A 26,874-nucleotide genomic window follows, 5' to 3' on the forward strand; every position below is an offset into this window, starting at 1 on the left:
GCACCGAGCGCACGCTCGGCGCACGGGGTGCGCGCGAGCGGCCGGTAGGCTCGTGCGCCATGGCCAGGAGAGCGACCGTCGAGTTCGTGCTGCGTCCCTTCGAGGGGCTTCCCGGGGAGCCGGACTGGGTGGCGATGCGCGAGGTGGTGCCCGCCGCCACCGCCACCGCCCGGACCACGAAGGAGTACGGCGCCCGCGACGTCGTCGTGACGACGGTCCTGCCGATGGCCTGGCCCGCGCTGCACCGTGGCGACGGCACGATCATGATCGCGCTGCAGCAGCACGCCGGCTCGGGGGACGCGTCGCGCGACCTCGCCGACCTGCTCCTGCGCGCGCTCGAGCTGCCCGCCGGCACGCCGATCACGTCCGCCCCCCTGCCCGAGCCCGGGCCGCGCCTCCAGGACGTCCTCGACCTCTCGGTCCCGTTCGAGGTCACCGTGCACGACGGCTTCGACTACTGGACCTCGGCCGACGCCGAGCTCACCCCCGACGTCGTCGCCTCGCTCGAGCGCATGAACGAGACGGTGGTCCCCACCCGGCGCCTCACCTCCGTCGACGCGGCCTACTGGGCGCGCATGGGGGACCGGGAGTACCTGCGGTGGGCGATGCCGCACGACGAGCAGGACTTCCTCGACGCGCTCGCACGCCTGCACGCGCAGCGCCGCTCGGGCCTGGGCGACGACGGCTCCCTCGGCAAGTTCATCGGCGCCTTCCGCTCCTGCGGCATCCTCGTGCCCGTCTGGGATCTTGCCCCCGGCACGGAGGCCGAGGAGGTCGAGGAGCCGGCCGAGCGCCTGGGCGAGCGCCTGGCCGAGGCGCTCGCGGTCACGGGGCCCCTGGACGCGAACGAGCGCCGCGCGCGCGCCGGGCTCGTGGCGCGCCAGCTGACGCTGCGCTGACGGGGCCGACAGGCTGACGGGGCTGACGCACGGCGTGCGCCGGCGTGCGCACGCCGTTCCTCCCTGCGAGGATCACCGCCGCTTGACCCGGCACTGGGTCGGCGATGGGTCGGCGATGACGCGCGCCCGGATATCTCGTTAGGGTGGTGCCCGTGCCAGCCAGACGTCGCGGCGACCAGGCGTCGACCGCCCCCAAGCAGCGGGTCGCGGTCGTGATCCCCGCGAAGGACGAGTCGCGCCGCATCGCCGCGACCGTCCGAGCCGCGCGAGCCATCCCGCACGTCGACCTCGTCCTGGTGGTCGACGACGGCAGCGAGGACGCGACCCAGCACGTCGCGCGCGAGGCCGGCGCCGTCGTCGTCCGGCACTCCCACAACCGGGGCAAGGCCGCGGCCATGGAGACGGGCGCCGCCGTCGTCGCGATGCGCGACACGGACGACCGGCCGGCGCGCCTCCTGCTGTTCCTCGACGGCGACCTGGGCGAGTCGGCGGTCAACGCCGCACCGCTCGTGCCGCCCGTGCTCGAGGGTGCGGCCGACGTCGCGATCGCCCTGCTGCCGCCGCAGCCGGGTGCGGGCGGCCGGGGGATCGTCGTCGGCCTCGCGCGCCGCTCGATCCAGGCGATGACCGGGTGGACGCCCACGCAGCCGCTGTCGGGGATGCGCTGCCTGACCCGTGAGGCCTTCGAGGCCGCGACGCCGCTCGCGCGGGGCTGGGGTGTCGAGACCGGCATGACGATCGACCTGCTCTCGAAGGGCTTCGTCGCCGTCGAGGTGCCCTGCGACCTGCGCCACCGCGCCTCCGGCACGGACCTGCGCGGGCAGATGCACCGCGCGGCCCAGTACCGGGACGTGCTGCTGGCCGTGAACGCGCGCCGGGTCCGCGGGGTCGCACGCAAGGTGGCCCGCCGCCGCTGACGTCGCGTCAGCCGGGCCCGGGGGAGTCCGCGGTGGCGTGCTCGTCGTCGAGGTGGGCGCCGCGCAGGCGGCTCGCCGCCATCGCGCCTGCGGTGAGGAGGACGACGCCGGCGGCGACCAGCAGCGCGGTCGGGTAGCCGGCCGCGTCGCCGAGCAGCCCGCCGAGCGGCGCCGCCACGACGATCGCGGCGCGGTTGATCGACCGCATGGTGGTGTTCATCCGGCCCTGCAGCCGGTCCGGGGTCACCGTCTGGCGGTAGGCCATCTCGTTGGGGTTCTCCGCCCCCATGCACACGCCCAGCAGCAGCTGACCCGCGGCGAAGACGGCCCAGGCCGCCCCGCCGCCCCACGCGCCGCCGTCCCCCGACGCGGGCAGCGCCGCGGGCGCGAGCGCCATCACCGCCCACGCCAGGCCCGTGCCGGCCCGGAGGGCGACGAGGAGCCGACCCACGCCGAGGCGGCGGCCCAGGCGGACCCCGACGGACGCGCCGGCGAGCGCACCCAGCCCGGCGGCGGCCGTGGCGAGGCCGAGGGTCGCGGCCGTGAGCCCGAGCTCGCGCAGGGCGAGCGGCGCCAGGACCGCGCCGGTCACGGCGGCGCAGGCGAACCAGACGTGGGTCGACAGCGCCATCGGGCGCAGGGTCGGGTGCCGGTAGACCCAGCGCAGGCCTTCGACGACGTCGTCGCGCACGCCGCGCAGCGCGGCGCGGGCGCTGCCGCCCGGGGCACGGTCGGCGCGCGGCTCGGCCAGCCGGACCGTGGCCACGAGCACGGCGGAGGTCAGGTAGCTCACCGCGTCCACCAGGACGGCGAGCGGGGCGCCCAGGACGGAGACGACCGCCCCGGCGAGCGCCGGTCCGCTGCCCTGCGCGACCGCGTCGGCCTGGCCCAGACGCGCGTGCGCCGCGCCGAGCAGCGGGCGCGGCACGAGCCGGGGCAGGAACGACTGCGAGGCCGCGTCCCCGACCAGCGTCGCGGTCCCGAAGGCCGCGAGCGCCGCCATGACCGCGCCGACGCTCAGGTGCCCGGTCGCGGCCAGCAGCGGGATCACGGCCAGCGCGAGGGCGGCCGCCACGTCGGTGAGCACCATGAGGGGTCGCCGCCGGACCCGGTCGACCAGGACGCCCACGAGCAGGCCGACGAGCAGGTAGGGCAGCCAGCGGGCCGCGTTGACCAGGCCCACGTCGACGGCGTCGCCGTCGAGGACCTCCACGACGAGCACCTGCACCGCCAGCACGGTGACGTAGCTGCCGAACGCCGACGCGGTCGCGGCCGTCCACAGCCGGCCGAACCCCGTGGCCGAGCGCAGGCTCGCGGCGCCGGCCGGGGTGCTCACGCCTCGAGGCTGTGCTCGGGCGCGACCGGCGCGTCCTCGGGGTCGCGGGGCGCACGCCCGGCGCCGACCTGCAGCAGCCAGCCGGCGCAGATGCTGATGAGCAGCGGCACCGCGAGCGAGACGCCGATCGCGGGGATCACGATCCCCGAGTCGTTGACGGCGAAGCCGATGCCGAGCGTCACGCCGAGCGCGATGAGGCCGGGCCGCAGCATGGGCGCCTCGGTGCCGAGCGTCGAGAGCGGCTCGCCCGCGGTGAGCCAGGCGAAGACGCCGCCGTCGGGTGCCGTCGCGGCGCCGCGCAGGGGGCGCACGAGCACGAGCACGACGAGCGCGATGCCGGCCAGGGCGAGCACCGTGAGCCACGTCCCGCCCAGGTTGGCGAGGTTCTGCGCCAGCTTGCGCGCCACGACGCCGCCGAGGCCGCCGTCGAGCACCGTGTCGACGAAGCGGCCCAGGTGCGTCCGGTCGTCGGCCGGGCGCAGCCAGTCGACGACGGCGAAGCCGGTGACGACGAGCACGCCCGCGCCGAGCACGCCGACGAGCCGCCACCAGGACAGCCGCACGCCCGCCGCGAGCAGGGCGAGCACCGCGAACCCCGGGACGAGCGCGGGCGGGCCGCCGAAGTCGCTGCCGAGCCCCGGCATGCCGTCGAGCACCGTCGCGGTGATCCCGATGACGGCGACCACGAGGGCGGCCAGGCGGCGCCGGCCCGCGCGCACGAGGGGATCGGCCAGGACCACCGCGGAGAGCAGCGTCGCGGCGGCGAAGAGCGAGAACGCCGTGTTGTTGAAGCCGTAGAACCGCCCGGCGACGACCGGCTGCACGCCCATGGGCGCGGACACCTGCAGGGGCGCCCCGAAGACGACGTCGACCGCGATGACCAGCGCGGTCGCGCCGGCGACCACGCCGGCCGGGGCGAGGATCGGGCGGCGCCAGCGGGGGAGCAGCGCGAGCGCGCTCACCACCGCGATCCACGCCGCGATGACACCCGTGAGCGCCCAGCCCGACGAGGGGGCGCGCCACCACGGCACGAGGTTGGCCAGGATGCTCGCGACGGGCAGGGACCCCACCGCGATGCCCGCCATGCGCAGCCCCTGCAGCACCACGCGCGGCCGCGTGCCGACGGCGGACACGACGCGGGCGGCCGCGCGGCCGGGCAGGCGCGCCGCCGCGCGCGAGAGCGCCCCGAGGGCGCGCGTGTTCAGGCCGAGCGTCACGAGCAGGTAGAGCACGAGGTTCGAGACGATGAGCAGCGTGTAGAACCGCGGCGTCACGGGGCGGACCGCCACCGAGTGCTGGTCGATGTCCAGCACGGCCGTGAGCCGGGCGTTGGCGCTGTCCGGCCCCGGGACCGGTACGACCGGGGCGCCGACCAGGGCCCCGGCGGGGGCGTCGTCCGTGATGCCGAGCGCCGCGAGCACCGTCGGGGTGAGGTCCGTCGCCTGGATCATCCCGGGCTGCCGCGTGGAGCGGGAGCCCAGCAGGGAGTCGCCGTAGGTCTGCCCGCCCGGCGCCGGCCCGATCGCGGCGGCCAGCTGCATGCGGGCGCGCGTGCCGGAGTCCGCGAGGGAGACCAGGAGCACCGTGACGTCGCGGTCGCTCGCGCGGATGCCGGCCAGCACCGCGCCGACCCGCTCGTCCACGGGCCGGACCTGCTCGGGCCGGGTGGGCTCGGTGATGACGTCCGGGCCGTCGGGCTCCTCGCCGGTGGGCGCCGGCTCGTCCGCGCCCTCGCCGTCCCCCGCGCCGGTCTCGTCGTCCGTGCCCGCCGTCGGCTGGGCCAGCGGCTCGGCGCGGGGCGCGGTCGCGCGGCCCGTGTCACGGACCGCGCCGACGTCGACGACCACGAGGTCGGCGGTGCCCAGCGCCGTGCGCACGTCGGTGCGCAGCTGCGCCGGGTCGGACGGGCGCGGCGTGTACGGCACGCTCAGCGTGCCGTCCCCGTCCGCGAGCGCGATCGCGGCGCCCGGTCCGATCGCCGCCGCGGGCGTGCCGGCGGCGGCCAGCGTGTCGCCGAGCAGGCCCAGGCGGGGGTCGTAGTCCTCGAGCTCGGCCGACTCGACGTAGTCGGCCCAGCCGCGCACCTGGCCCTCGGGCGAGGGGTTGACCAGGGTGCGGCACTCGCCGTACGCGGTCCCGGGCAGGTCCGCGGCACGTGCCCCCGCCGAGAGGGCGAGCCACCCGTCGGCGGGGCACGCCGAGGACCTGACGCTGCGGGCCGCGAGGGTCCCGATCGAGGCGGTGCGGGACACGTCCCACAGGGCCGGCGTCGACAGCGTGTGGACGTCGTCCCAGCGCAGGCCGGCCGTGCCGATCACGACCACGGCGTGGCCGCGGCCGGCGTCGGCCGCCGCGTCGTCGCTCGCCGCCCGGTCGGTCGCCGCGACGGCCGTCGGTGCCCCGGTGGGGCCCAGGACGAGCGTCAGCGCCGCCCCGACGGCGGCCAGGACGGCGCGGGCACGGGTAGGACGCAGCACGCGGTCAGCCTACGGGCGCACTACGCTGCCGCCGATGAGCACGCACGGCACGGCCCAGCCGCTCCCGCCCCTGCGCTACGCCTACCTCGGCCCGGCGGGCACGTTCACCGAGTCCGCGCTGCGCCAGGTCGCGGCGCCGCAGGACGCGGTCTACCTCCCGCAGGTCGACGTCGTCTCGGCGATCGAGGCCGTGCGCGCGGGGGACGCGGACCGCGCCGTCGTCGCGATCGAGAGCTCCGTCGAGGGCGGCGTCAACGCGGTCCTGGACACCCTCGCGACCGGTGAGCCGCTGGTGATCCTGCGCGAGATGCTCGTGCCCGTCGGCTTCGTGCTCGCCGCGCGCGCCGCCACGCCGCTCTCCGCGATCCGCCGCATCTCCGCGCACCCGCACGCGTGGGCCCAGTGCCGAAAGTGGCTCGCGGCGAACCTGCCCGGCGTCGTGCACGTGCCCGCGACGTCGAACACCGCGCCGGCGGCCCTCCTGGCCGAGCCGGGCGAGGCGCTCGGGTTCGACGCGGCGCTCGTGCCGCCGCCCGCCGTCGGGCACTACGGGCTCGTCCCGCTCGCCGAGGCCGTGGCCGACAACCCGCACGCGGTCACGCGCTTCGTCCTGGTGGGCCGGCCCGGTGCCGTGCCGCCGCGCACGGGCGCCGACAAGACCACGCTCGTGGTGCACCTGCCGAGCAACCGGGCGGGTGCGCTGCTGGAGATGCTCGAGCAGCTCGCGACGCGTGGCGTGAACCTCTCGCGGATCGAGTCGCGGCCCATCGGGGACGCGCTCGGCCGGTACTCCTTCTCGATGGACGCCGAGGGGCACGTCGAGGACGAGCGCATGGCGGAGGCCCTCATGGGCCTGCACCGGGTGTGCCCGCACGTGCGGTTCCTCGGCTCGTACCCGCGCGTGGACGCGCCGCTCGGCGACGTGCGCCCCGGCACGTCCGACGCCGACTTCGCCGCGGCGCGCACCTGGGTGGCCCGCCTGCGCGAGGGCCACACCGACTGACCGGCGGGACGGGGACCGCTGCTCCCGGCAGCCGGGAGTGGAGGTCCCCGATCGTCGACCGGTGCTCAGCCGCCGTCGACCCGGACGACCAGCGCGTGCTTCTCGACCCGCGCGGCGACCTCGAGGACCTCGCCGATCGTGTCGCCGTCGACCTGGACCGGCTGCGGCTCGCGCGAGCGGGCGCGGGCCTGGCGGACGCGGTGGTGGTCGATCTTCCCGATCTTGTTGGGCAGGTCGTTCGACATGCCGAAGCGCTGCATGGCGACCTCGCCCAGCAGCTGCGTCCAGCCCGCCAGGCCCGCGCGGGTGTCGATCTCGCCGATGTCCATCCAGCCGTCGTCGATCGTGGCGTCGGGCAGCAGCGTGATCCCGCCCGGGAGGCGTCCGACGTTGCCGAAGAGCAGGCTGCGCAGGCGCACCCGCCGCCACGGCCCGTCGTCGTAGGAGAGCTCCAGGCGCATCCGCCCGCCGCGCAGGTGCCGCAGGGCGGAGACGAAGTAGGCCAGCCAGCCGACCTTGGCCTTGAGGTCCTCGTCGGCGTCGCCGACGAGTGCGGCGTCGAACCCGATGCCGGCGATGACGAGGAAGATGTGGTCGCGCGGGAGCGCGCGGGCGCCCCGCGGCTTCCCGTGCGGTGCGACGGCCTCCGGGTCGGCCTCGGCGATGTCGTCGCTCACGCCCGCCTCGTCGTTGACCACGGTGAGCCAGCCGACGTCGATGCTCCGGTCCTCGCCCGTCAGGGCGATGCGCAGGAGGGCGTCGATGTCGTCGAGGGGCATGTCCAGGTTCCGCGCGAGCAGGTTGCCGGTGCCCTGCGGGACGATCGCCATCGAGCAGCCCGTGCCGACGAGGCCCTCCGCCACGGCGCGCACGGTGCCGTCGCCGCCCACGGCCACCACGACCTTGGCGCCCTTCTCGACCGCCTCGCGCGCCTGGCCGATGCCGGGGTCGTCCTCCGTGGTGTCGAACCACATCGGCTCGGGCAGGTAGCGCGCGGCGCACGCCTGGACGGCGGCGTCGCGCAGCTCGGGCACGCCGGGCTTGGTGGGGTTGGCGACGAAGGCGACGAGCGTGTGGGCCGCGTCCGTCTCCTCCGTGGCGGCGGACCCCTCGCTCCCCGGGCCCGCGATCGACGGCTTCATCGCGACGCCGTGCCCGACGAGCGCGCGCCGGTTCTGCAGGGCGACGACCAGCGCGGCGAGGGCGAGGAGCGCGACGGCGACGACGGCGAGCACGAGCCACGCGTCTGCTGTCATGGCTGAACCGTACGGCCGTGGGCCCACCCGCGCTCGGGTGGGGCTTGCCCGCGCCGCTGGGTACCCTCGTCGGGTGATCGACCTGCGCCTCCTGAGGGACAACCCCGACGCCGTCCGCACGAGCCAGAGGCTGCGCGGTGACGACCCGTCCCTGGTCGACACGGTGCTCGAGCTCGACGCCCGACGGCGGTCCGCGCTGACCGACTTCGAGCGGCTGCGCGCCGAGCAGAAGTCGCTCGGCAAGGAGGTCGCGCGGGCCACGGGCGACGCCAAGGCGGAGCTGCTCGCGCGCGCCAAGGGCCTCGCCGAGCAGGTCAAGGCGCTCCAGGCCGACGCCGACGCGGCCGCCGCCGAGCTCGACCGGGTCGTCTCGCGCATCGGCAACGTCGTGCACGACGGCGTCCCGGCGGGCGGCGAGGACGACTACGTCGTCCTCAAGCACGTCGGCACGCCGCGCGACCTCGCGGCCGAGTACGGCGACGACTTCCGGGTGCGCGACCACCTGGAGCTGGGCGAGCTGCTGGGGGCGATCGACACCGAGCGCGGCGCCAAGGTCTCGGGCGCGCGCTTCTACTTCCTCACGGGCATCGGCGCGCGCCTCGAGCTCGCGCTGCTCAACGCCGCGATGGACCGCGCGCTGGCCGCCGGCTTCACCCCGATGATCACGCCCACGCTGGTCAAGCCCGAGGTCATGGCTGGCACGGGGTACCTCGGCGCGCACGCGGACGAGGTGTACCGCCTCGAGGCGGACGACCTCTACCTCGTCGGGACCTCCGAGGTGGCGCTCGCGGGCTACCACGCGGACGAGATCCTCGACCTGTCGGGCGGTCCGCGCCGTTACGCCGGCTGGTCGGCCTGCTACCGGCGCGAGGCCGGGTCGTACGGCAAGGACACGCGCGGCATCATCCGCGTGCACCAGTTCCACAAGGTCGAGATGTTCGCCTACGTCAGCGCCGAGGACTCGCAGGCCGAGCACGAGCGGCTGCTCGCGATGGAGGAGGAGATGCTCGCCCTCGTCGAGCTGCCCTACCGCGTCATCGACACCGCCGCCGGCGACCTGGGTTCGAGCGCCGCGCGCAAGTTCGACTGCGAGGCCTGGCTGCCGAGCCAGCAGCGCTGGCTCGAGCTCACCTCGACGTCGGACTGCACCACGTTCCAGGCGCGGCGACTCGGCGTGCGCGAGCGCACGGCCGAGGGCGACACGCGCCCGGTGGCGACGCTCAACGGGACGCTCGGCACCACGCGCTGGATCGTCGCGCTGCTCGAGAACCACCAGCAGGCCGACGGCTCGGTGCGCGTGCCGCAGGGGCTGCGGCCCTACCTCGGCGGGCTCGAGGTCCTGCACCCCACCGGCGCGGTCGGGGCATGACGCGTCCGGACCTCGACGGGCAGGCCCGGCTCGTCGCGCTCGACCTCGACGGCACGCTGCTGACCTACGCGGGCGAGCTGCGGCCGGCGGTGCGCGACGCCGTCGTCGCCGTGCGCGAGGCGGGCCACCACGTCGTGCTCGCGACCGGTCGCTCGCTCCACGCGACGACGCCCGTCGCGGCCGAGCTGGGCCTGGAGCACGGCTGGATCGTGTGCTCGAACGGCTCGGTGACGGCGCGGCTCGACCCCGACGCGCCCGACGGCGTCGAGCTCGACGAGGTCGTCACCTTCGACCCCGGCCCGGTGCTGCGGCTCATGGCCGCCGAGTTCCCGGACGCCTACTTCGCGGTCGAGGAGGTGGGCACGGGGTTCCGCATGAACAAGCTGTTCCCCGAGGGGGAGCTGTCCGGGCAGCACGACGTCGTGCACCTCGACGAGCTGACCTCGCGGCACGTGACGCGCCTGATCGTGCGCAGCCCGGGCCACACCAGCCAGGAGTTCCACGACCTCGTCGCCCACCTCGGCCTCGCCGACGTGACGTACGCGATCGGCTGGACGGCGTGGATGGACGTCGCACCCCAGGGCGTGACCAAGGCCAGCGCGCTCGAGCGGGTGCGGACCCGGCTCGGCGTCGGCCCGGACCGCACCCTCGCGCTCGGCGACGGCAGCAACGACGTCGACATGCTGCGCTGGGCGGCGCACGGGGTCGCCATGGGCCACGCCGAGATCCCGGTGCAGGAGGCCGCCGACGCGGTCACGGGCACGGTCGAGGACGAGGGCGCCGTGCCGGTCCTGAGGTCGCTGCTCGTCTGAGCGCGCGTGCCGGCCGCGTGAGCCGCGTGCCGGCCGCGTGAGCCGCGGGCCGGACGGCGGACCCACGCGGTGGACCCCCGCACCGGCCAGGGAGCAGAATCCGGCCATGGCGGCAGGCATCGACGACGTGGCCCGCGCCGCCGGCGTCTCGACGGCGACGGTGTCCAGGGCGCTGCGCAACCTGCCCAACGTCACGCAGGCGACGCGCGAGCGGGTCCGCGATGCGGCCACGCAGCTGGGGTACGTCGCGTCGCCGTCGGCCGCGACCCTCGCGTCCGGCCGCACCCGGGCGATCGGCCTGATCTCGCCGTACGTCAACCGCTGGTTCTTCTCCAACGTCATCGAGGGCGCCGAGCGGACGCTGCGTGCCCACGGCTTCGACGTGCTGCTCTACACGTTCGACGGGCGCCGGCGCACGGGCCGCCCGCGCGTCGACCCGGGCGTGCTGCAGCGCCGGGTCGACGGCGTCCTCGTCGTCGGACTGCCGCTCGACGAGGACGAGGTCGCCGGCCTCCTGGCACTCGGGCACCCCCTGGTGTGCATCGGGTGGGGAGCGGACGGCCAGGTGACCGTGCGGCTGGACGACCGCGCGACGGCCCGCGCGGCGACGCTCCACCTCGCGTGCCTGGGCCACCGCCGCATCGCCCACCTGACCGGGGCGGTCGACGACGCCGCGCCGGGCTCCGCGCCCGTGGAGCGCGCCGCCGGCTGGCGCGACGGCCTGCGGGAGGCCGGCCTGCCGCTCGACCCGGCGCTCGAGTCGCACGGCGGGTTCGACGTCGAGGGCGGCCGCGCGTCGATGCGCGCGCTGCTCGAGCGTGCGCCGGACGTCACGGCGGTGTTCGCCGCGTCCGACGAGATCGCGATGGGCGCCTTCATGGCCCTGCGCGACGCCGGGCTCGACGTGCCGGGGGACGTCTCGGTGATCGGCATCGACGGGCACGACCTCGGTGAGCTCGTGGGCCTGACGACGATGGCGCAGCCCGCGAGCGAGCAGGGCGCCGTCGCGGCCCGCCTGGTGCTCGACATGATCGCCGGTGTCCCGGCCCCGCGGGAGACGGTCGTGCCGACCGAGCTCGTGCTGCGCCGGTCCACCGGGCCGGTGCCCGCCGCGCGGCGAGCCCGCTGACGCCTGCGCGCGCCCGATTCGTGCCGCCTCGTCCCGTGCACAGGCGTGGACGGCACCTGGACCGGTCCCATCGGGCCATGTTGCCGAATCGTTACCCCCTTGTGGCACGGCCGAGGCCCTACGGGGTTGCCGGGCCGCGGTGCAAGCGCTTGCATGGCCGGTGGTGCCCAGCGCAGCGCAGCCCCACTGTCGCTGCTGGGCCGCACGGGGGACGCCAGTCCCACGACGACGTGGAGGAATCGCTGATGATCAGCACCAGGAAGAGCCGCAACTTCGCGGCCGCCACGGCCGGGGTCTTCACCCTGGCCATCACGCTGGCCGCGTGTACGCCACCCCCCTCCGACGAGGGCGACGGCGGCGACGGTGACGGCGGCGGCGGAGAGGTCGCCGAGGGCTGCGAGGACTACGAGCAGTTCATCGAGATGGGCGACCTGGACGGCACCACCGTCGAGGTCTACACGACCATCACGGGCGACGAGGCGACCGCGCAGGAGGCCTCGTACGAGAAGTACGAGGAGTGCACCGGCTCGACCATCGAGTACGAGGCGTCCGACGAGTTCGAGGCCCAGATCGCGGTCCGGATGCAGTCCGGCGCGGCTCCCGACATCGCCTACATCCCCCAGCCGGGCCTGCTGCAGCGCCTGGTGACGGACTTCCCCGGCGTCATCAAGCCGGCCTCCGAGGAGGTCACGGCGATGGTCGACGAGTTCTTCACGGACGAGTGGAAGGAGTACGGCACGGTCGACGGGACCCTCTACGGCTCCCCGCTCGGCGCCAACGCCAAGTCCTTCGTCTGGTACTCCCCGAGCATGTTCGAGGAGGCCGGCTACGAGATCCCCACGACGTGGGACGACATGATCGCGCTGTCCGACCAGATCGTCGCCGACGGCGGCACGCCGTGGTGCGCGGGCATCGCGTCCGGTGACGCCACCGGCTGGCCGGCCACCGACTTCCTCGAGGACGTCGTGCTCCGCACGGCCGGCCCCGACGTCTACGACCAGTGGATCGCGCACGAGATCCCGTTCAACGACCCGCAGATCGTCGAGGCCCTCGACGCGGCCGGTGAGATCCTCAAGAACCCGGAGTACGTCAACGGCGGCCTCGGCGACGTGTCGAGCATCGCGACGACGGACTGGGACGCCGGCGGCTTCCCGATCCTCGACGGCGAGTGCTACATGCACCGCGCGGCGAACTTCTACGGGGTCAACTGGCAGCAGGTCCGTGAGGACGTCGAGATCGCCGAGGACGGCGACGTCTTCGCGTTCTACCTGCCGAGCCAGAGCGAGACCGAGAAGCCGCTGCTCATGGCCGGCGAGTTCACGGTCGCGTTCGACGACCGCCCCGAGGTCAACGCGTTCCACGCCTTCGTCGCCAGCGACGTGTGGGCCAACGCCAAGGCCGAGGTCTCCAACGCCGGCTGGGTGTCCGCGAACAGCGGCCTCGACGCGTCGAAGCTCCAGTCGCCGATCGACCAGCTCTCGAACGAGCTGCTCGCCTCGGACGAGTACACCGTCCGGTTCGACGCCTCCGACCTGATGCCCGGCCCGGTGGGCTCGGGGTCCTTCTGGACGGAGATGGTCAACTGGATCGCGAACGACAAGTCGTCCGTCGACGTCCTGACCTCCATCGAGGAGTCGTGGCCGACCGACTGATCGGCTGACGGCACCACACCGGGAGCAGGGACCCACCACCAGGTAGGTCCCTGCTTCCGGGTGCGGGGTCCCCGGCTCTTGCCCCCGCGCCCGCGGAGGAGGACGGTCGGGGCACGCGTCATGACGGCTGGGTCGAGCGCGCTGCTGCGCCGGCCGTGAACTGCGGAGGTAGCGGGTGGAGAACGTCAAGCTCTGGTGGGACTACATCTGGGGGATCGTCAGCGACTTCCTCCTCAACGCCGAGACGCCGGGGCACAAGCTCGCCCTGATGGTGATCGCGATCGCGCTGTTCGTCGTCGTGATGGGCGCCATCCTGCTCGCGGTCGACAAGCCCAAGCGGGTGCCGAACTGGCTGGTCACGGCCGCGTTCGTCGGGCCCGCCCTGGTGTTCCTCGGTTTCGGCCTGGTCTACCCCGCGCTGCGGACGGTCTACCAGTCCCTGTTCAACCGCAACGGCCAGACGTTCATCGGCGTCGAGAACTACCTCACGGCGTTCACCGAGCCCGCCTTCCAGGTCGTCCTGCGCAACACCGCGATCTGGGTGCTGCTCGTGCCGATCCTGGCGACGTTCATCGGGCTCGTGTACGCCGTGGTCGTCGACCGGACGCGGTTCGAGAAGCTCGCGAAGGCGCTGGTCTTCCTGCCCATGGCGATCTCGCTGGTCGGCGCGTCGATCATCTGGCGCTTCATGTACGAGCACCGCGACCCGGGTGCACAGGGTCAGCGTGAGCAGACCGGCCTGCTCAACCAGCTCCTCGTCATGCTCGGGCTGGAGCCCCAGCAGTTCCTGCTCCAGCAGCCCTGGAACAACCTCTTCCTCATCGCGGTGCTGATCTGGATCCAGGCGGGCTTCGCGATGACGATCCTCTCGGCCGCGATCCGCGCGATCCCGGACGACATCGTCGAGGCCGCCCGGCTCGACGGCCTCAAGGGCCTGCAGATGTTCCGCTACATCACGGTGCCCAGCATCCGGCCCGCGCTCGTCGTGGTCGTCACGACCATCGCCATGACGACGCTGAAGGTGTTCGACATCGTGCGGACGATGACGGGCGGCCAGTTCGGCACGTCCGTCGTGGCCAACGAGTTCTACCAGCAGAGCTTCGTGCAGGGCGACGGCGGGATGGGGGCCGCCCTCGCGGTGATCCTCTTCCTCATCGTCATCCCGGTGGTCATCTACAACGTCCGCCAGCTGCGCCTCTCGGAGGAGATCCGATGACCACCAACCCCGCACCCCTGCAGGCGTTCGGCCACCAGGAGCCGGGCGAGTCCGTCGGCGGTGCGCCTCCCGGACGCGAGGACAAGCCGGGCCGCTTCGCGCGGGTCGACGAGCGCGCCCGCAAGGCCAAGAAGCGCCTGGCGAACCCCTGGGCGTCGGGCATCGCGCTGCTCATCGCGATCATGTGGACCGTGCCGACGTTCGGCCTGCTGACGACGTCGTTCCGTCCCGTCCAGGACATCCGCGCCAACGGGTGGTGGAACTTCTGGGACCCCCGCGAGATCGCGGAGAACGGGCTGCCGGACGTCACGCTCGACAACTACACCGACGTGCTGTTCGGCAGCGACGTCAGCCTCGGGCAGTACCTCATCAACTCGGTCGTCGTGACGCTGCCCGCGGTGCTCATCCCGATCAGCATCGCGCTGCTCGCCGCCTACGCCTTCGCCTGGATCGACTTCAAGGGCCGCAACATCCTGTTCGTCGGGGTGTTCGCGCTCCAGGTCGTGCCCATCCAGGTCACGATGATCCCGCTGCTGACGCAGTACGTGAACTGGGACATCGCCGGCACGTTCTGGCCGGTGTGGCTCTCGCACTCGATCTTCGCGCTGCCGCTGGCCATCTTCCTGCTGCACAACTTCATGAAGGACATCCCGCCGTCCCTCGTCGAGGCGGCCCGGGTCGACGGCGCCGGGCACGTGCAGATCTTCTTCCAGGTGCTCATGCCGCTGCTCATCCCGGCGATCGCGGCGTTCGGCATCTTCCAGTTCCTGTGGGTGTGGAACGACCTGCTGGTCTCGCTCGTGTTCGGCTCGCAGTCCCAGGTCGCGCCGCTCACGGTGCGCCTCGCGGGCCTCGCGGGCAGCCGCGGGGAGACCTGGCACCTGCTGTCGTCGGGTGCGTTCGTCGCCATGCTCGTGCCGCTCATCGTGTTCCTCTCGCTGCAGCGCTACTTCGTCCGCGGCCTGCTGGCCGGCTCGGTCAAGGGCTGACCGCTCGCACCCGCGCACGACCGACCGACCCGGTGGGTCCGGCACCTCGCCGGACCCGCCGGGTCGGCGTCGTCCCGGGGTCGTAGGGTGACGCGGTGAGGTCGGGCGCCGGTGCCGTGGTAGCGCGGGTGCCGGCACCCGCGCTGTTCGTCGTCTCGGGCCTGGCCCAGTACGGCGGGGCCGCCGTCGCGATCGGACTCTTCGACCGCATCCCCGCCGCCGGGGTCGCGTGGCTCCGGCTGGTCGTGGCCGCGCTCGTGCTGCTGGCCTGGCGGCGCCCGTGGCGCACCCCGTGGACGCGCCGCTCGCTCGGCGCCGCCGTCGCCTTCGGGGTGGTCCTGGCGACCATGAACGTCACGTTCTACCTGGCGATCGAGCACCTGCCGCTCGGCACCGCCGTGGCGATCGAGTTCATCGGTCCGGTCGCCGTCGCGGCGCTGACCGGCTCGGGCTGGCGCGACCGGCTCGCGATCGGGCTCGCCGCCGTCGGCGTCGTCCTCCTGGCGGGCGTGACGCTGAGCACGGGCGAGGGCGAGGTCGTGCTCGGGCTGGCGCTGATCCTCGCCGCCGCGGCCTGCTGGGCGGGCTACGTCGTGCTGGGGCGCCGCGTCGCGGTCGGGCACGACGGCGTCACCTCGCTGGCCGTCGCGATGGCCGCGGGCGCGCTGGTCTGGGCGCCGGTCCTCGCCGGCCGCGGGGCACCGGTGCTGACCTCGCCCGCGCTCGTCCTGGCGGTCGTCGCCGTCGCCGTGCTGTCCTCCGTGGTGCCCTACGCGCTCGAGCAGACGGTCCTGCGGCGTGTGAGCTCGGCGACGTTCGCGGTGCTCCTCGCCCTGCTGCCCGCGACCGCGGCCGTCGTGGGGGCCGTGGCGCTGCGGCAGTGGCCGCACCCCGTCGACGTCGTCGGGCTCGTGCTCGTCTCCGCGGCCATCGCGCTGACGTCGCGCCGCCGCACTCCTCCGGACGGTGCGGCGAGCGCGTAGCGTCCCGCGGCGCCCGTCACCGCCGCCGCTACAGGTACTGCCCGGGGGCGCGGCGCTCGTCGCCGCCGGCCATGCTGGGACCGGGCGGGGCGCCGGGCGCCTGGAGCTGCGCGGCCACGCCCGGCGGCAGCCCGCGGCGCATCTGCGCGAGCTGGGCCTGGGTGGACATCTGCTGGGCGATGAGCGCGGTCTGCAGGCCGTGGAAGAGGCCCTCGAGCCACCCGACCAGCTGCGCCTGCGCGACGCGCAGCTCACCCTCGGTGGGGTTGTCGTCCTCGAACGGCAGCGAGATCCGCCGCAGCTCGTCGACCAGGTCGGGGGACAGGCCGTCCTCGAGCTCGTGCAGGGACCGCTCGTGCACCTCCGCGAGCCGCCCGCGTGCCGCCTCGTCGAGGGGGGAGCTCCGCACCTCCTCGAGCAGCTGCTTGACCATCGTGCCGATCCGCATGACCTTCGCGGGCTGGCCGATGTAGGTGGCGTCGGGCGCCTCCTCCTCGGGGCCGGCGGTGCTGGTGGCGTCGGTGTCGTCCGGCTGGGCCGTGTCCATCCGTCCATCATCCCCCTGGACGCCCCGATGCGCCCGGTACGGTGACCGCAGCCGCCCGCCCCGACCTGGGAGTACCGCATGGCCTGGTTGTCCGCGCCCGCTCACCACCGCTGGCTCGAGGGCGAGACCGACCGCCTGCTGGACTTCGGTCGCGCGTCCCGGGTGGCCGAGGGCGGGTTCGGCCGGCTCGACGAGCGGGGCCGGCTCGAGCCGGGGCTCCCCACCGAGCTGTGGGTCACGTGCCGGATGACGTACGTCTACGCCCTCGGCGCGCTGCTGGGCCGTCCCGGGTGCGCGCCGCTCGTCGACCACGGCCTCGCGGCGCTCGCCGGCCGCTTCCGCGACGCGGAGCACGGCGGCTGGTTCGCCGCGGTCGGTCCCGACGGGCCGCACGACGACGCCGCGACCGCGAAGGACGCCTACCCCCACGCCTTCGTGGTCCTCGCGACCGCCAGCGCGGCCGCCGCCGGCCGCCCCGGGGCGCGCGAGCTGCTCGACGAGGCCCTCGCGGTGCAGCTGCGCCACTTCTGGGACGACGAGGCGGGCATGGTCGTCGAGTCCTGGGACCGGGCGTTCACCACCACCGAGGCGTACCGCGGCGTCAACGCGAACATGCACACCGTCGAGGCCTACCTCGCGGCGGCCGACGTCACGGGCGACCTCGCGTGGCTCGAGCGCGCGGCCAGGATCGTGGAGCGCGTGGTCCACGGCCTGGCGCGGGGCAACGGGTGGCGCCTGCCGGAGCACTTCGACGCCGACTGGCAGCCCTTGCTCGACTACAACCGCGACGTCCCGGCGCACCCCTTCCGCCCCTACGGCGCGACCGTCGGCCACTGGCTCGAGTGGGCCCGCCTGACGCTGCACGTACGGGCCGCCCTCGAGGCCGCCGGGCGCCCGGTCGAGCCGTGGCTGCTCGACGACGCCGTCGCGCTCTTCGACGCGGCCGTCGCCCAGGGCTGGGACGTGGACGGCGCGCCGGGCTTCGTCTACACCGTCGACTGGTCGGGGGAGCCGGTGGTCCGGATGCGGATGCACTGGGTGCTGTGCGAGGCGCTCGGCGCGGCCGCCGCCCTCCACGCCGCCACCGGCGACGAGCGCTTCGAGGCCTGGTACGCGACGTGGTGGGACTACGCCGACACCCACCTCCTGGACCGCGAGGGCGGCTCGTGGTGGCACGAGCTCGACGAGGAGAACCGCGTCTCGCGGACGGTCTGGGGCGGCAAGGCCGACCTGTACCACGCGGTGCAGGCGACGCTGCTGCCGCGCCTGCCGCTCACCCCCGTGCTGGCGCCGGCGCTCGCGCGCGGCCTCCTGGCCTGAGGCCGCGGCGCCGCCCCGCCGGCGGCGTCACGGGACGAGCAGCAGCTTGCCGAAGACCCCGCCCGCCGCCAGCTCGGCGTGGGCGTCGCCCGCCCGCTCGAGCGGCACCGTGGCGTGCACCACCGGGCGGATGCGGCCGTCGGCGACCAGCGGCCACAGGTGCTCGCGCACGCCCGCGACGATCGCCGCCTTCTCGCTCGCGGGGCGTGAGCGCAGGGTCGTGCCGAGCACGGTGGCACGCCGGGTCAGGAGGAGCCCGAGGTCGAGCTCCGCCCGGCGCCCCTTCTGCATCCCGATCACGGCCAGCCGCCCGCCGGTCGCGAGCACCTCGAGGTTGCGCGCCAGGTAGGCGGCGCCCACGACGTCGAGCACGACGTCGGCGCCGTGCCCCGCGGTGACCTCCCGCGTGCGCGCGACGAAGTCCTCCCCGCGGTGGTCGATCGCCGCGACGGCGCCGAGCTCGAGGCACCGCTGCGCGCGCTCGGGACCACCCGCCGTCGTGACCACGCGTGCGCCGAGCGCCGCCGCGACCTGGAGCGCGATCGTGCCGATGCCGCCCGACCCGCCGTGGACCAGCACCCACTCGCCGGGCGACAGGCGAGCCGCCTCGAACGTCGACCACACCGTGCACAGGGCCTCGGGGAGGGCCGCCGCGGCCACGAGGTCCACGCCGTCGGGCACGGGCAGCAGCTGGGCCGCGGGCACGACGACGCGGTCCGCGTAGCCGCCCCCGGCGAGGAGCCCGACGACCGCGTCGCCGGGCGACCAGCCCGAGCCGGCGTCGGCCGCCAGGACGGTGCCCGAGATCTCCAGCCCCGGCCAGTCCGGTGCGCCGGGGGGCGGGGGGTAGTGACCCGCACGCTGGAGCAGGTCCGCGTTGTTCACGCCCGCGGCCGTGACCTGCACGAGGACCTCACCGGGCGCGCGTTCGGGGTCGGGTCCGGTCGTGGGGAGGAGCACCTCGGGGCCGCCGGGGGTGACGATGCGCACGAATCTCATGGGCGAAGTCTCCCAGTCGGGTGAAAAACACCCGCTACGGTGTGGCGCGGACCACACTGCCTCCCCCTGGTCCTAATGCCGGGCCCTCACCTGGCCGATGTGTCGTGGACGGCAGGAACCATCCCGGTCCCTCGTCGTCATCCAGCACTCTGTGCACCGGTGCGCACCGCTGCACTGTGAAGGAGACACCATGCTTCGCAGGTTGGGCATCCGCGGGAAGGTCCTCGCGGCCCTCTCCGTGCCTGTGCTCGTGATCCTCGCCCTCGCGGGCCAGGTGTCCTTGCAGACGGTCGAGACGGCACGGACCGCGCAGACCGTGACGACTCTGCTCCGTGCCCTCCAGGAGTCGCGCGAGCTCGCGGTCGCGCTCCAGGACGAGCGTGCCGCCGCGCTGCCCTTCGTGGACCCGGTCACGGCGAGCCCGGACCGCGCCCCGGTGGACGGGACGCGCGAGGCGACGGCCGAGCAGGTCGCGGTCCTCGACGCGGCGATCGCCGACGTGGACCTCGGCACGCTCGACCCGGCCGTCACGGCCGCGGTGCGGGACCTGCGCTCGACGCTCGAGGGCCTGGAGAGCGCCCGCACCCGTGTCGACGCCAGCAACGTCCCCATGAGCTCGGTCGTGACGAACTACACGCGCCTCATCGAGGACACGATCGCCTTCTCCGCGAACGTCGCCGACGCCCTCGACGACCGCCGCCTGGCCGCCATCGTCTCCGCGCAGGCCGACCTCGCGTCGCTGACCGAGGACTACCGGGAGGAGCAGGCGCGCGGTGCGCAGGTGCTCGCCGGCTCGCGAGCGACCACGGAGGTCCTCCAGCTCGCCACGCTGTTCCCGGCGTCCAAGGTCCGCCACCAGCAGGCGTCCTCCACGGTGCGTGGGCTGGAGCTCGGCGACGACGTCGTCGTGCCGCCGCTGGGTGCCTCCTTCAACGGGTTCCAGTCGTACGACTCCTACCGGACCCTGATCGCCACGGGTGAGGGCCAGAACTTCGACTTCATCGAGCCCGTGGACTGGGTCGAGGCGGCCGACGCCGAGATCGAGGCCTTCGGGCCGCTCGAGAACGAGCTGCGCCTGGCCGCCCAGAACCGCGCCGCGAACGTCTCCGGAGCCGCCGCCCGCACGGCCATCGTCACGACGCTCGTCGCCCTCGCGGCGCTGGTCGCCTCCGTCGCCATCGCCCTGGCGATCGCCCGCCAGATCACCGTGCCGCTGCGCCGCCTGACGGAGGCGGCCGCGAACGTGCGCGACGAGCTGCCGCGCCTCGTGGACCAGGTGGCCGTCCCGGGCCAGGTGCCCGACCTCATGCTCACGCAGATCCCCGTGACCAGCCGCGACGAGGTCGGCCAGCTGGCCGCCGCGTTCAACGAGGTCAACGCGACCACGATCCAGGTCGCGAAGGAGCAGGCCGCCCTGCGTGGCTCGATCGCCGAGATGTTCGTCAACGTCGCCCGCCGCGACCAGGTGCTCCTCAACCGCCAGCTGTCCTTCATCGACGCGCTCGAGCGCTCGGAGGAGGACCCCAAGACGCTCGCGGACCTCTTCCGGCTCGACCACCTCGCGACCCGGATGCGCCGCAACGCCGAGTCGCTCCTCGTGCTCGCGGGCATCGACACCGGCCGGCGTCTGCGCGAAGCGCTGCCGCTGTCCGACGTCATCCGCACCGCCTCGTCCGAGATCGAGCACTACGAGCGTGTGCAGCTCGACCTGCCGGTCGACCCGATGATGCTCGGTCACACGGCCCTGCCGGCCGCTCACCTCATGGCCGAGCTGCTCGAGAACGCCACGGTGTTCTCCGAGCCGGGCACCCCCGTGCACGTCTCGACGGGCATCGACGAGGAGAGCGTGCTCATCACGATCCTCGACCAGGGCCTGGGCATGACGCCGGAGGAGCTCGCCGACGCGAACGAGAAGATCCGCACGACGTCGGCCGGTGACGTGCTCGGCTCGCAGCGCCTGGGCATGTTCGTCGTCGGACGCATCGCGGCGCGCCTCGGCGCGTCGGTCGCCCTGACGATGGGGCCCGACGGCCGCGGCACGCTCGCGACCATCCGCATGCCGCGCGTCCTGTTCCTCGACCCGGCCGCCATCCCGCTCACCGCGCCCGGGCGTCCGGCGCAGGCCGCGGCGAAGCCGGAGGCGTTCGTGCGGCCGGAGGTGGCCGCCGAGGTCGTCCACGACACCGCGTACGCCCCCGCGCCCACCCACGTCCAGGACGTCGCGCCCGGTGCCTACGGCTCCGCCGAGAACCCCGCCGAGGAGGTCGACCTCGACGCCCTCACCGACGGCACGACCGGCGGCGGGCTCCCGCGCCGGCGCTCCCGCGGCGCCGACGCCGAGGCCCCGGCGCCCAGCACGAGCCACCGCGAGGCCGACGACGCGGCTGCCGCTCCGTCCATCCCGCTCGCTCCCCGGGCCGACGCGCTGGCCGGCGCCGCCGCCGTGCACGACGAGGTCTGGACGCCGCCGGTCATCGAGCCGGCCGCGCCGCTCGTCTCGCGTCGGGGTGCCGAGGCGCCGAGCCTGCCCACGCGTGAGCCCGCGGCCGAGGCGCCGAGCCTGCCGGCGCGCCGGCCGGAGGCCCCCGGGCTGCCGACGCGGCGGCCCGCGGCCGAGGCGCCCGCGCTGCCGACGCGTCAGCCGGCCGGTGACGCCCTGCCGACCCGCCGGCCGACCGCCGCCGTGCCGCCGACCGCGGAGCCGCGACCGGCGACCGGCCCCCAGCCCGTGGTCGCGCCCGAGGGGCGCGCGGCGATGTTCTCCGGCTTCCGGTCCCGCCGCGCGGAGCTGGCCGCTGCCGCCATCCACGTCGAGTCGGGCGATGCGCCTGCCGACGTCCCCGAGCAGACGGGTGTCGACGGCGCCGAGCGGCTCGCGGCGGCCGCCGCGAGCGCCGCGGCATTCTTCGGCCGCGGCGACGCAGCCCAGGAGCCGCCGGCGCAGGAGCCGGTGGCCGAGCCCGCCGGCCCGGCGTTCGTCGTCCCGGCGCTGCTCGACGACGACGAGCCGACGCACCTGGTCGACCCCTTCGCCGCGAGCGCGCACACCGCCGCGCCCGCGGACGCCCCCTGGGCGCCCCGCACGGCGGAGCCGCAGGAGCAGGCGCAGCCCTGGTCGCCGACGTTCTCGGCCGAGCCCTGGTCCGCGCCGGCGCCCGAGCCGGCGGACGACGCCTTCGCCACGGAGGACGCCGACGGCGACCTCGAGGACGAGGACGACGTCGTCGAGCCGTGGGCCGTGCAGCAGCCGTGGCACCCCACCCCGCCCGACAAGCCGTGGTCCCCGGAGCCCGAGACCGAGCAGCCCGCGGCCGAGATGTGGCCGCCGCTGCCGGAGCCGACCGCGCGCCCGGCGTGGGCCGTGGCGCCCGCCGTCCCTGGGGCGGTCTGGTCCCCGGAGCCGGCGCCCGTGGCGGAGCCGGTCGCCGAGCTCCTCCCGCAGCGCGCCCCGCAGGCGGAAGCGCAGCCCACCGACCAGCCGGTGACGCAGCCCGCCCCGCAGCCGGTGGCCCAGCCGGCGTTCCAGCCGGCCCAGCAGCCGGCTCCGCAGCCGGACCTCGTGACGCCCAGTGCGCCCGCGCCGGTCGCGCAGCCCGCCCCCCAGCCGCTCGCGACGCCGATGAGCCGTCGCGACATCCGTCCGCCGAAGCGTCGTCGTCGCCTCTTCGGGCGCAAGCACGCCGAGACCGGGCCGGTGCCGTCGGCCCCGGCCCCGGCCCAGGGCCCGGACACGTCGGGCTTCTTCACGGTGCCCGACACCGCGCCGTCCGTGGCGCCGGCGTTCGCGCCGGTGGCTGTCGAGCCGGTCGCGTCCCCGCTGCGCCAGTCGGCCTGGGCAGCGACGGACTCCGGTGCCCACGCGGCGCCGACGTCGCCCTTCGCGCCCGACGCCGGGTTCGACCCGCTGCCCGCGGCGCCCGCCCCGGAGCAGCCCGCGTCGCCGTCCGCACCGCAGCCGTCGCGCCTCTTCTCCCAGGTCCTGCCGATGTCGCAGGCGCGGGAGCAGGTCGCGCAGGCCACGGGCACGCCCTTCCCGACCCCGAGCGCCCCGGCGCCCGACGCGGGGCCCGCGCTGTGGCAGGGCGCGGCGGCGGCAGCCGTCGCGGACCCGTCGAACGGTGGCTGGGCGCCGCAGCAGGGCTGGGACGCACCGGCCCCGGCGGCCCCGCCCGCCCCGGCGCTCCCGACGTCCGGCTGGGCGCCGGCGGAGGGCTGGGCGCCGTCGGGCCCCGGCATCCCGGCGCACCCGGCGGCGTCCGTCCCGACGCCGTACCAGCCGCCGCTGCCGATGCCGGCCGCGTCGGCGCCCGCGCCGGTGACGCCCGCCGCGGCGCCCGCCCCGGCCCGGTTCTCCCCGCAGACGTTCACCCCGCAGACGTTCACGCCGCAGTCGAGCACGGGCGCGTTCGACGACGAGGTGACCAACATGCTCGCGCAGCGGGCCGACATCGCCCAGCAGGCGCTCGCCGAGCTGAGCCAGCTGTCGAGCTACCGCCCGGCGGTCAGCGGCAGTGGCGCCTCGACGCTGGCACGGCGCACGCCCGGCACCATCCCGGCCGCGCCGGAGATCAAGCTGGCCCCGGCCGGGCAGCGCGTCGAGCGCGACGCGCACCAGGTGCGCTCGCTCCTGTCGAGCTTCCAGTCGGGCACCACCCGTGGCCGTCAGGCCGCACCCGCTGCCGACCAGGCCGCACAGACTCCCGCCGGGGCCCCCGGCGGGTACGAGGACGGTCCGCGCGACGGCCACGGCGAACCCGTGACCACGCCGGACACCGACCTGAACCAGCGGGGCACCTCATGGTGACCGCGCGCACCATCCCCAGCCGCCAGCAGGCCGGCAACCTCGAGGAGGACAAGTGACAGCGCTCAGCTCAGAGGCAGCCAACTTCGGCTGGCTCCTGGACAACTTCGTGAAGACGGTCCCGGGCACGCGGCACACGCTCGTCGTGTCCGCGGACGGGCTTCTCATGGCCATGTCGGAGAACCTGGACCGCACCAGCGGCGACCAGATGGCGGCGATCGTGGCCGGCATGTCGAGCCTCACGCGCGGCGCGGCCCGGCAGCTGCACGCGGGCGACGTCCGTCAGGCGATCATCGAGATGGACGAGCTCTTCGTCTTCCTCATGAGCGTCTCGAACGGCTCGGTGCTGGCGGTCGTCGCCGACGCGACGTGCGACGTCGGTCTGATCGGCTACGAGATGGCGATGCTCGTCTCCCGTACCGAGACGACCCTCACGCCGCAGCTCGTCACCGAGATGCGCGGCCAGCTCCCGGTCAACGGCGCCGTCCGCACCTCGGTCGTGTGAGCGAGCCGATGGCCAATCACCAGGACGACGGCGTCGAGTACGAGGCGCGCACCGTCCGTCCGTACGCGGTCACCGGCGGCCGGGTCCGCGCCGCGAACTCCGACCTGCCCCTCGAGGCCCTCATCGAGGTGCTGCCGGGGGCGGTCAGCAGCCAGGGCCTCCCGCCCGAGAAGCGCGCCATCCTGCAGCACGCCGCCCACACCTTCGTGTCCGTCGCCGAGCTCTCGGCGCTCCTGCGCCTGCCGCTGGGCGTCGTGCGCATCCTCGTGACGGACCTGTCCGAGTCCGGATTCGTCCGGGTCCACACCTCGACGCCGGTCAGTGTTCACACCGGTCAGTCCCCCGCCCTGTCCCTGAGCGTGCTGGAGAGTGTTCTCAATGGCATATCCGCCCTCTGACACCGCCGCTGTGGCCGACCGGACCCCGGTCGGCGGGGGTGTCGCACCTACTGTCGTCAAGATCGTCGTCGCGGGCGGCTTCGCCGTCGGCAAGACGACGTTCATCGGCTCGATCTCCGACATCGAGCCGCTCAACACCGAGGCCGCGATGACGGAGCACTCCGTCGGCGTGGACGACGCCGGTGGCGTGACCGACCGCAAGACGACCACGACGGTCGCCATGGACTTCGGTCGCATCGCGCTCCCCGGCTCCCTCTGGCTCTACCTGTTCGGCACGCCCGGGCAGGACCGGTTCCTGTTCATGTGGGACGACCTGGTGCGCGGCGCCATCGGCGCGGTCGTCCTGGTCGACACCGAGCGGCTCGACCAGTGCTTCCCGGCCGTCGACTACTTCGAGAGCCGCGGCATCCCGTTCGTCGTCGCCGTCAACTGCTTCGACGGCGTCGCGCGGCACCAGCTCGACGACGTGCGCGAGGCCCTCTCGGTCCCGGCGCACGTGCCGCTGATGTACACCGACGCCCGCTCGCGGGCGGCGACCAAGCAGACGCTGATCGCGCTCGTGCAGCTCGCGATGGAGCGGCTGCGCGGCTGAGCACCGTGCCGCGGCCTGCTGGGCTCCACGGAGCTCAGCAGGCCGGCTCGGCGTCGTACCCCGCGCGGATCTCGACGCCGTAGCTCGGCCCGCGCGTGTCGACCTCGTCCACCGGGTCGCTCTGCTCGACGACGAACACCGCCGCGGCGCCCTCGACCGTGCTCGACCAGCACGCGACCGGGGCGATCACGTCCCGGCGGTCCGGGGTCGGCTCGACGCTGGTCCGACCGCGCTCGAGCAGGACGCCGTCGTAGTGCGCGACGGCCGTGGCTGGGTCCGCCCCGTCGCGCTCGGACACGCACCCGGGCTCGGACACGAACCGCCTCCGCCCGGGACTCGCCGGCGGCTGGCTAGGCTCGGCGCGACGGCAGGCCCGCGCGGGCGCCGAGGACGGACGGCGATGATCTACGCGGACGGCTCCGCGCTCAGTCGTGCGCTGGCGCCGGGGGTCGAGGCGGCCTCGTGGCTCCGGTTCGCCGCCGAGTACGAGTCGGAGATCCTCACCTCGCCGCTCGGGCTCACCGAGCTCCGTCGCGCCGCCGCCCTGGACGGCCCGGTCGCCCGCGCGCACGCGCACCGGATCGCGGAGTCGGTCCGGGTCGTGCGCTTCTCCGACAAGGCGCTCGCACACGCCGCGGAGATGCCCGCCGTGCTGTCCCCCTTCCAGGCGCTGCACCTGGGCATCGCCGTCGCGCACCGCGACATCGACGCGATCGCGACCTACGACGCCCTCCTGGCGCGCGTCGCCGCCACCTACGCGGTCCACGTGGTGACGCCCGGCCGTCCGGCGACGTGGTGGCAGCCCTGAGCGGTCGGCGTCCGGCCGGTCAGGCCCGCAGGGCCGCGAGCACGGAGACGGTGAGGCCGATGATGACGGCGTTGAAGACGAAGGCGACCAGCACCTGACCCGTGACGACGCGGCGCAGCGCGGTGCCGGCGACCGTCACGTCGCCGGTCCCGAACGTCGTGGCGACGCTGGTCGCGACGTAGAGGTAGTCGGCGAACGTCCGCTCGTCGTCGTCGACGAAGCGCAGGGAGCCGCCACCGTGGCCCTGGTCCCGGCGGAGGTAGTCGAGCGCGAAGGTGAGGACCATGCTCGACCAGGACGCGACGATGAGGACGACGGCGAGCGCGGTCAGCACCGCCGGCGGGAGCGACGACGGCAGCGCACCGGCCTGGGGCAGCACGACCACGGCGGCCGCCATCGCGATGACCGCGACCACGAGCGCGGCCCCGGTGCCCGGCTCCGCGAAGTAGACCCAGCGGTTCACGAACCCGCCCACGGGCATGCGTCCGACCGCCCGGTCGAGGAGGTCGCGCGGGGCGCGCGCGTAGACGGTGAGCGTGAGCAGCACGTGCGCGCTCTGGTACGCCGCGAGGGCCAGAAGCACGGCGTCGGTGACGTGGCCGCTCGGCAGCGACTGCGCGTCCGCGGGCACCGTGAGCTGCTGCGCGCTCACCACGCCGAGCGCGACGGCGAACGCGACGCCCGAGCGGCGGGTCTCGGCGAGCAGCCAGTCGCGCACCAGGCGCCGAGTGGTGGCGGCGCGGGCGCGCAGCGTGGACATCGAGGACCTTCCGGTGGGGCGCACCGGCCCAGCGGGCCGGGCGCACGCGGTGGCCGCGCGGGGCGCGGCGGGGCGGCGCGAGCCGCGGGGGATGGGCTCAGGCTAG

General features: G+C 75.0%; 23 protein-coding genes. 16 read left to right on the forward strand and 7 right to left on the reverse strand.

Going from position 1 to position 26,874, the window contains the following annotated elements; genetic code table 11:
* The first annotated feature begins 59 nt into the window (after positions 1-59).
* Together H2O74_RS01120 and H2O74_RS01125 are read left to right on the forward strand one after the other, a co-directional pair.
* Positions 60-899, forward strand: coding sequence for a DUF5926 family protein (locus H2O74_RS01120; protein ID WP_182112744.1), 840 nt, complete (start codon positions 60-62; stop codon positions 897-899).
* A gap of 152 nt (positions 900-1,051) precedes the next feature.
* Positions 1,052-1,816: a glycosyltransferase gene (locus tag H2O74_RS01125; RefSeq protein ID WP_255491714.1), complete on the forward strand. Its 765-nt coding sequence runs from the start codon at positions 1,052-1,054 to the stop codon at positions 1,814-1,816.
* 7 nt (positions 1,817-1,823) lie between these two features.
* On the opposite strand, the gene H2O74_RS01130 is transcribed toward H2O74_RS01125, so the two are convergent.
* Together H2O74_RS01130 and H2O74_RS01135 are read right to left on the reverse strand one after the other, a co-directional pair.
* Positions 1,824-3,152, reverse strand: coding sequence for an MFS transporter (locus H2O74_RS01130; protein WP_220457997.1), 1,329 nt, complete (start codon positions 3,150-3,152; stop codon positions 1,824-1,826).
* Complete coding sequence (locus H2O74_RS01135; RefSeq protein WP_182112746.1) at positions 3,149-5,629, reverse strand: hypothetical protein; 2,481 nt, start codon at positions 5,627-5,629, stop codon at positions 3,149-3,151. The genes H2O74_RS01130 and H2O74_RS01135 overlap by 4 nt, the downstream gene beginning before the upstream one ends.
* A 34-nt stretch (positions 5,630-5,663) precedes the next feature.
* Between H2O74_RS01135 and pheA the strand changes: the two genes are divergently transcribed.
* Positions 5,664-6,632, forward strand: a complete 969-nt coding sequence (gene pheA / locus H2O74_RS01140; RefSeq protein WP_182112747.1) for a prephenate dehydratase — start codon at positions 5,664-5,666, stop codon at positions 6,630-6,632.
* Between the two features lie 65 nt (positions 6,633-6,697).
* Here pheA and H2O74_RS01145 read toward each other — a convergent pair whose 3' ends face one another.
* Positions 6,698-7,888, reverse strand: coding sequence for a diacylglycerol kinase family protein (locus H2O74_RS01145; protein ID WP_182112748.1), 1,191 nt, complete (start codon positions 7,886-7,888; stop codon positions 6,698-6,700).
* 73 nt (positions 7,889-7,961) lie between these two features.
* Between H2O74_RS01145 and serS the strand changes: the two genes are divergently transcribed.
* The 7 genes from serS to H2O74_RS01180 all read left to right on the forward strand — a co-directional run bounded on the left by serS (position 7,962) and on the right by H2O74_RS01180 (position 16,038).
* Complete coding sequence (serS, locus tag H2O74_RS01150) at positions 7,962-9,257, forward strand: serine--tRNA ligase (protein WP_182112749.1); 1,296 nt, start codon at positions 7,962-7,964, stop codon at positions 9,255-9,257.
* Positions 9,254-10,069 carry an HAD family hydrolase gene (locus tag H2O74_RS01155; protein WP_182112750.1) on the forward strand — a complete coding sequence of 272 codons (816 nt, stop codon included), beginning with the start codon at positions 9,254-9,256 and terminating at the stop codon, positions 10,067-10,069. The genes serS and H2O74_RS01155 overlap by 4 nt, the downstream gene beginning before the upstream one ends.
* A gap of 106 nt (positions 10,070-10,175) precedes the next feature.
* Complete coding sequence (locus tag H2O74_RS01160) at positions 10,176-11,198, forward strand: LacI family DNA-binding transcriptional regulator (protein ID WP_182112751.1); 1,023 nt, start codon at positions 10,176-10,178, stop codon at positions 11,196-11,198.
* Between the two features lie 245 nt (positions 11,199-11,443).
* Entirely contained in the window at positions 11,444-12,850 is a 1,407-nt protein-coding gene (locus H2O74_RS01165) for an ABC transporter substrate-binding protein (RefSeq protein WP_182112752.1), read from the forward strand.
* A gap of 268 nt (positions 12,851-13,118) precedes the next feature.
* The gene (locus H2O74_RS01170; RefSeq protein WP_182113975.1) at positions 13,119-14,066 is read left to right on the forward strand and encodes a carbohydrate ABC transporter permease; all 948 of its coding nucleotides are present in this window, start codon (positions 13,119-13,121) and stop codon (positions 14,064-14,066) included.
* Positions 14,063-15,055, forward strand: a complete 993-nt coding sequence (locus tag H2O74_RS01175) for a carbohydrate ABC transporter permease (protein WP_182112753.1) — start codon at positions 14,063-14,065, stop codon at positions 15,053-15,055. The genes H2O74_RS01170 and H2O74_RS01175 overlap by 4 nt, the downstream gene beginning before the upstream one ends.
* Before the next feature lie 128 nt (positions 15,056-15,183).
* Positions 15,184-16,038, forward strand: coding sequence for a DMT family transporter (locus H2O74_RS01180; RefSeq protein ID WP_182112754.1), 855 nt, complete (start codon positions 15,184-15,186; stop codon positions 16,036-16,038).
* A 28-nt stretch (positions 16,039-16,066) separates the two neighbouring features.
* Here the strand turns inward: H2O74_RS01180 and H2O74_RS01185 are convergent, their stop codons facing one another.
* The gene (locus H2O74_RS01185) at positions 16,067-16,585 is read right to left on the reverse strand and encodes a bacterial proteasome activator family protein (protein ID WP_182112755.1); all 519 of its coding nucleotides are present in this window, start codon (positions 16,583-16,585) and stop codon (positions 16,067-16,069) included.
* A 78-nt stretch (positions 16,586-16,663) separates the two neighbouring features.
* On the opposite strand from H2O74_RS01185, the gene H2O74_RS01190 reads away from it, so the two are divergent.
* Complete coding sequence (locus H2O74_RS01190) at positions 16,664-17,905, forward strand: AGE family epimerase/isomerase (protein ID WP_182112756.1); 1,242 nt, start codon at positions 16,664-16,666, stop codon at positions 17,903-17,905.
* A 27-nt stretch (positions 17,906-17,932) separates the two neighbouring features.
* Here H2O74_RS01190 and H2O74_RS01195 read toward each other — a convergent pair whose 3' ends face one another.
* The gene (locus tag H2O74_RS01195; protein WP_182112757.1) at positions 17,933-18,904 is read right to left on the reverse strand and encodes an NAD(P)H-quinone oxidoreductase; all 972 of its coding nucleotides are present in this window, start codon (positions 18,902-18,904) and stop codon (positions 17,933-17,935) included.
* Positions 18,905-19,094: 190 nt separating this feature from the next.
* Here H2O74_RS01195 and H2O74_RS01200 point away from each other — a divergent pair, with 190 nt between their 5' ends.
* Genes H2O74_RS01200 through H2O74_RS01215 form a run of 4 tightly spaced genes read left to right on the forward strand, consistent with a single transcriptional unit; the run spans position 19,095 to position 25,200 of the window.
* Positions 19,095-23,708: a nitrate- and nitrite sensing domain-containing protein gene (locus H2O74_RS01200; protein ID WP_182112758.1), complete on the forward strand. Its 4,614-nt coding sequence runs from the start codon at positions 19,095-19,097 to the stop codon at positions 23,706-23,708.
* A 52-nt stretch (positions 23,709-23,760) separates the two neighbouring features.
* The gene (locus H2O74_RS01205) at positions 23,761-24,210 is read left to right on the forward strand and encodes a roadblock/LC7 domain-containing protein (RefSeq protein ID WP_182112759.1); all 450 of its coding nucleotides are present in this window, start codon (positions 23,761-23,763) and stop codon (positions 24,208-24,210) included.
* 8 nt (positions 24,211-24,218) lie between these two features.
* A complete protein-coding gene (locus H2O74_RS01210) occupies positions 24,219-24,608 on the forward strand; it encodes a DUF742 domain-containing protein (protein WP_182112760.1) in 390 nt (129 codons plus the stop codon).
* Positions 24,589-25,200, forward strand: a complete 612-nt coding sequence (locus tag H2O74_RS01215) for an ATP/GTP-binding protein (protein ID WP_182112761.1) — start codon at positions 24,589-24,591, stop codon at positions 25,198-25,200. The genes H2O74_RS01210 and H2O74_RS01215 overlap by 20 nt, the downstream gene beginning before the upstream one ends.
* A 34-nt stretch (positions 25,201-25,234) precedes the next feature.
* Here the strand turns inward: H2O74_RS01215 and H2O74_RS01220 are convergent, their stop codons facing one another.
* Positions 25,235-25,516: a hypothetical protein gene (locus H2O74_RS01220; protein WP_182112762.1), complete on the reverse strand. Its 282-nt coding sequence runs from the start codon at positions 25,514-25,516 to the stop codon at positions 25,235-25,237.
* Between the two features lie 84 nt (positions 25,517-25,600).
* Between H2O74_RS01220 and H2O74_RS01225 the strand changes: the two genes are divergently transcribed.
* Positions 25,601-26,008, forward strand: a complete 408-nt coding sequence (locus H2O74_RS01225; protein ID WP_182112763.1) for a PIN domain-containing protein — start codon at positions 25,601-25,603, stop codon at positions 26,006-26,008.
* Positions 26,009-26,027: 19 nt separating this feature from the next.
* Here H2O74_RS01225 and H2O74_RS01230 read toward each other — a convergent pair whose 3' ends face one another.
* Complete coding sequence (locus H2O74_RS01230) at positions 26,028-26,768, reverse strand: DUF1345 domain-containing protein (protein WP_182112764.1); 741 nt, start codon at positions 26,766-26,768, stop codon at positions 26,028-26,030.
* Between the last annotated feature and the right edge of the window lie 106 nt (positions 26,769-26,874).

This window comes from Actinotalea sp. JY-7876 (assembly GCF_014042015.1).
Taxonomy (GTDB): domain Bacteria; phylum Actinomycetota; class Actinomycetes; order Actinomycetales; family Cellulomonadaceae; genus Actinotalea.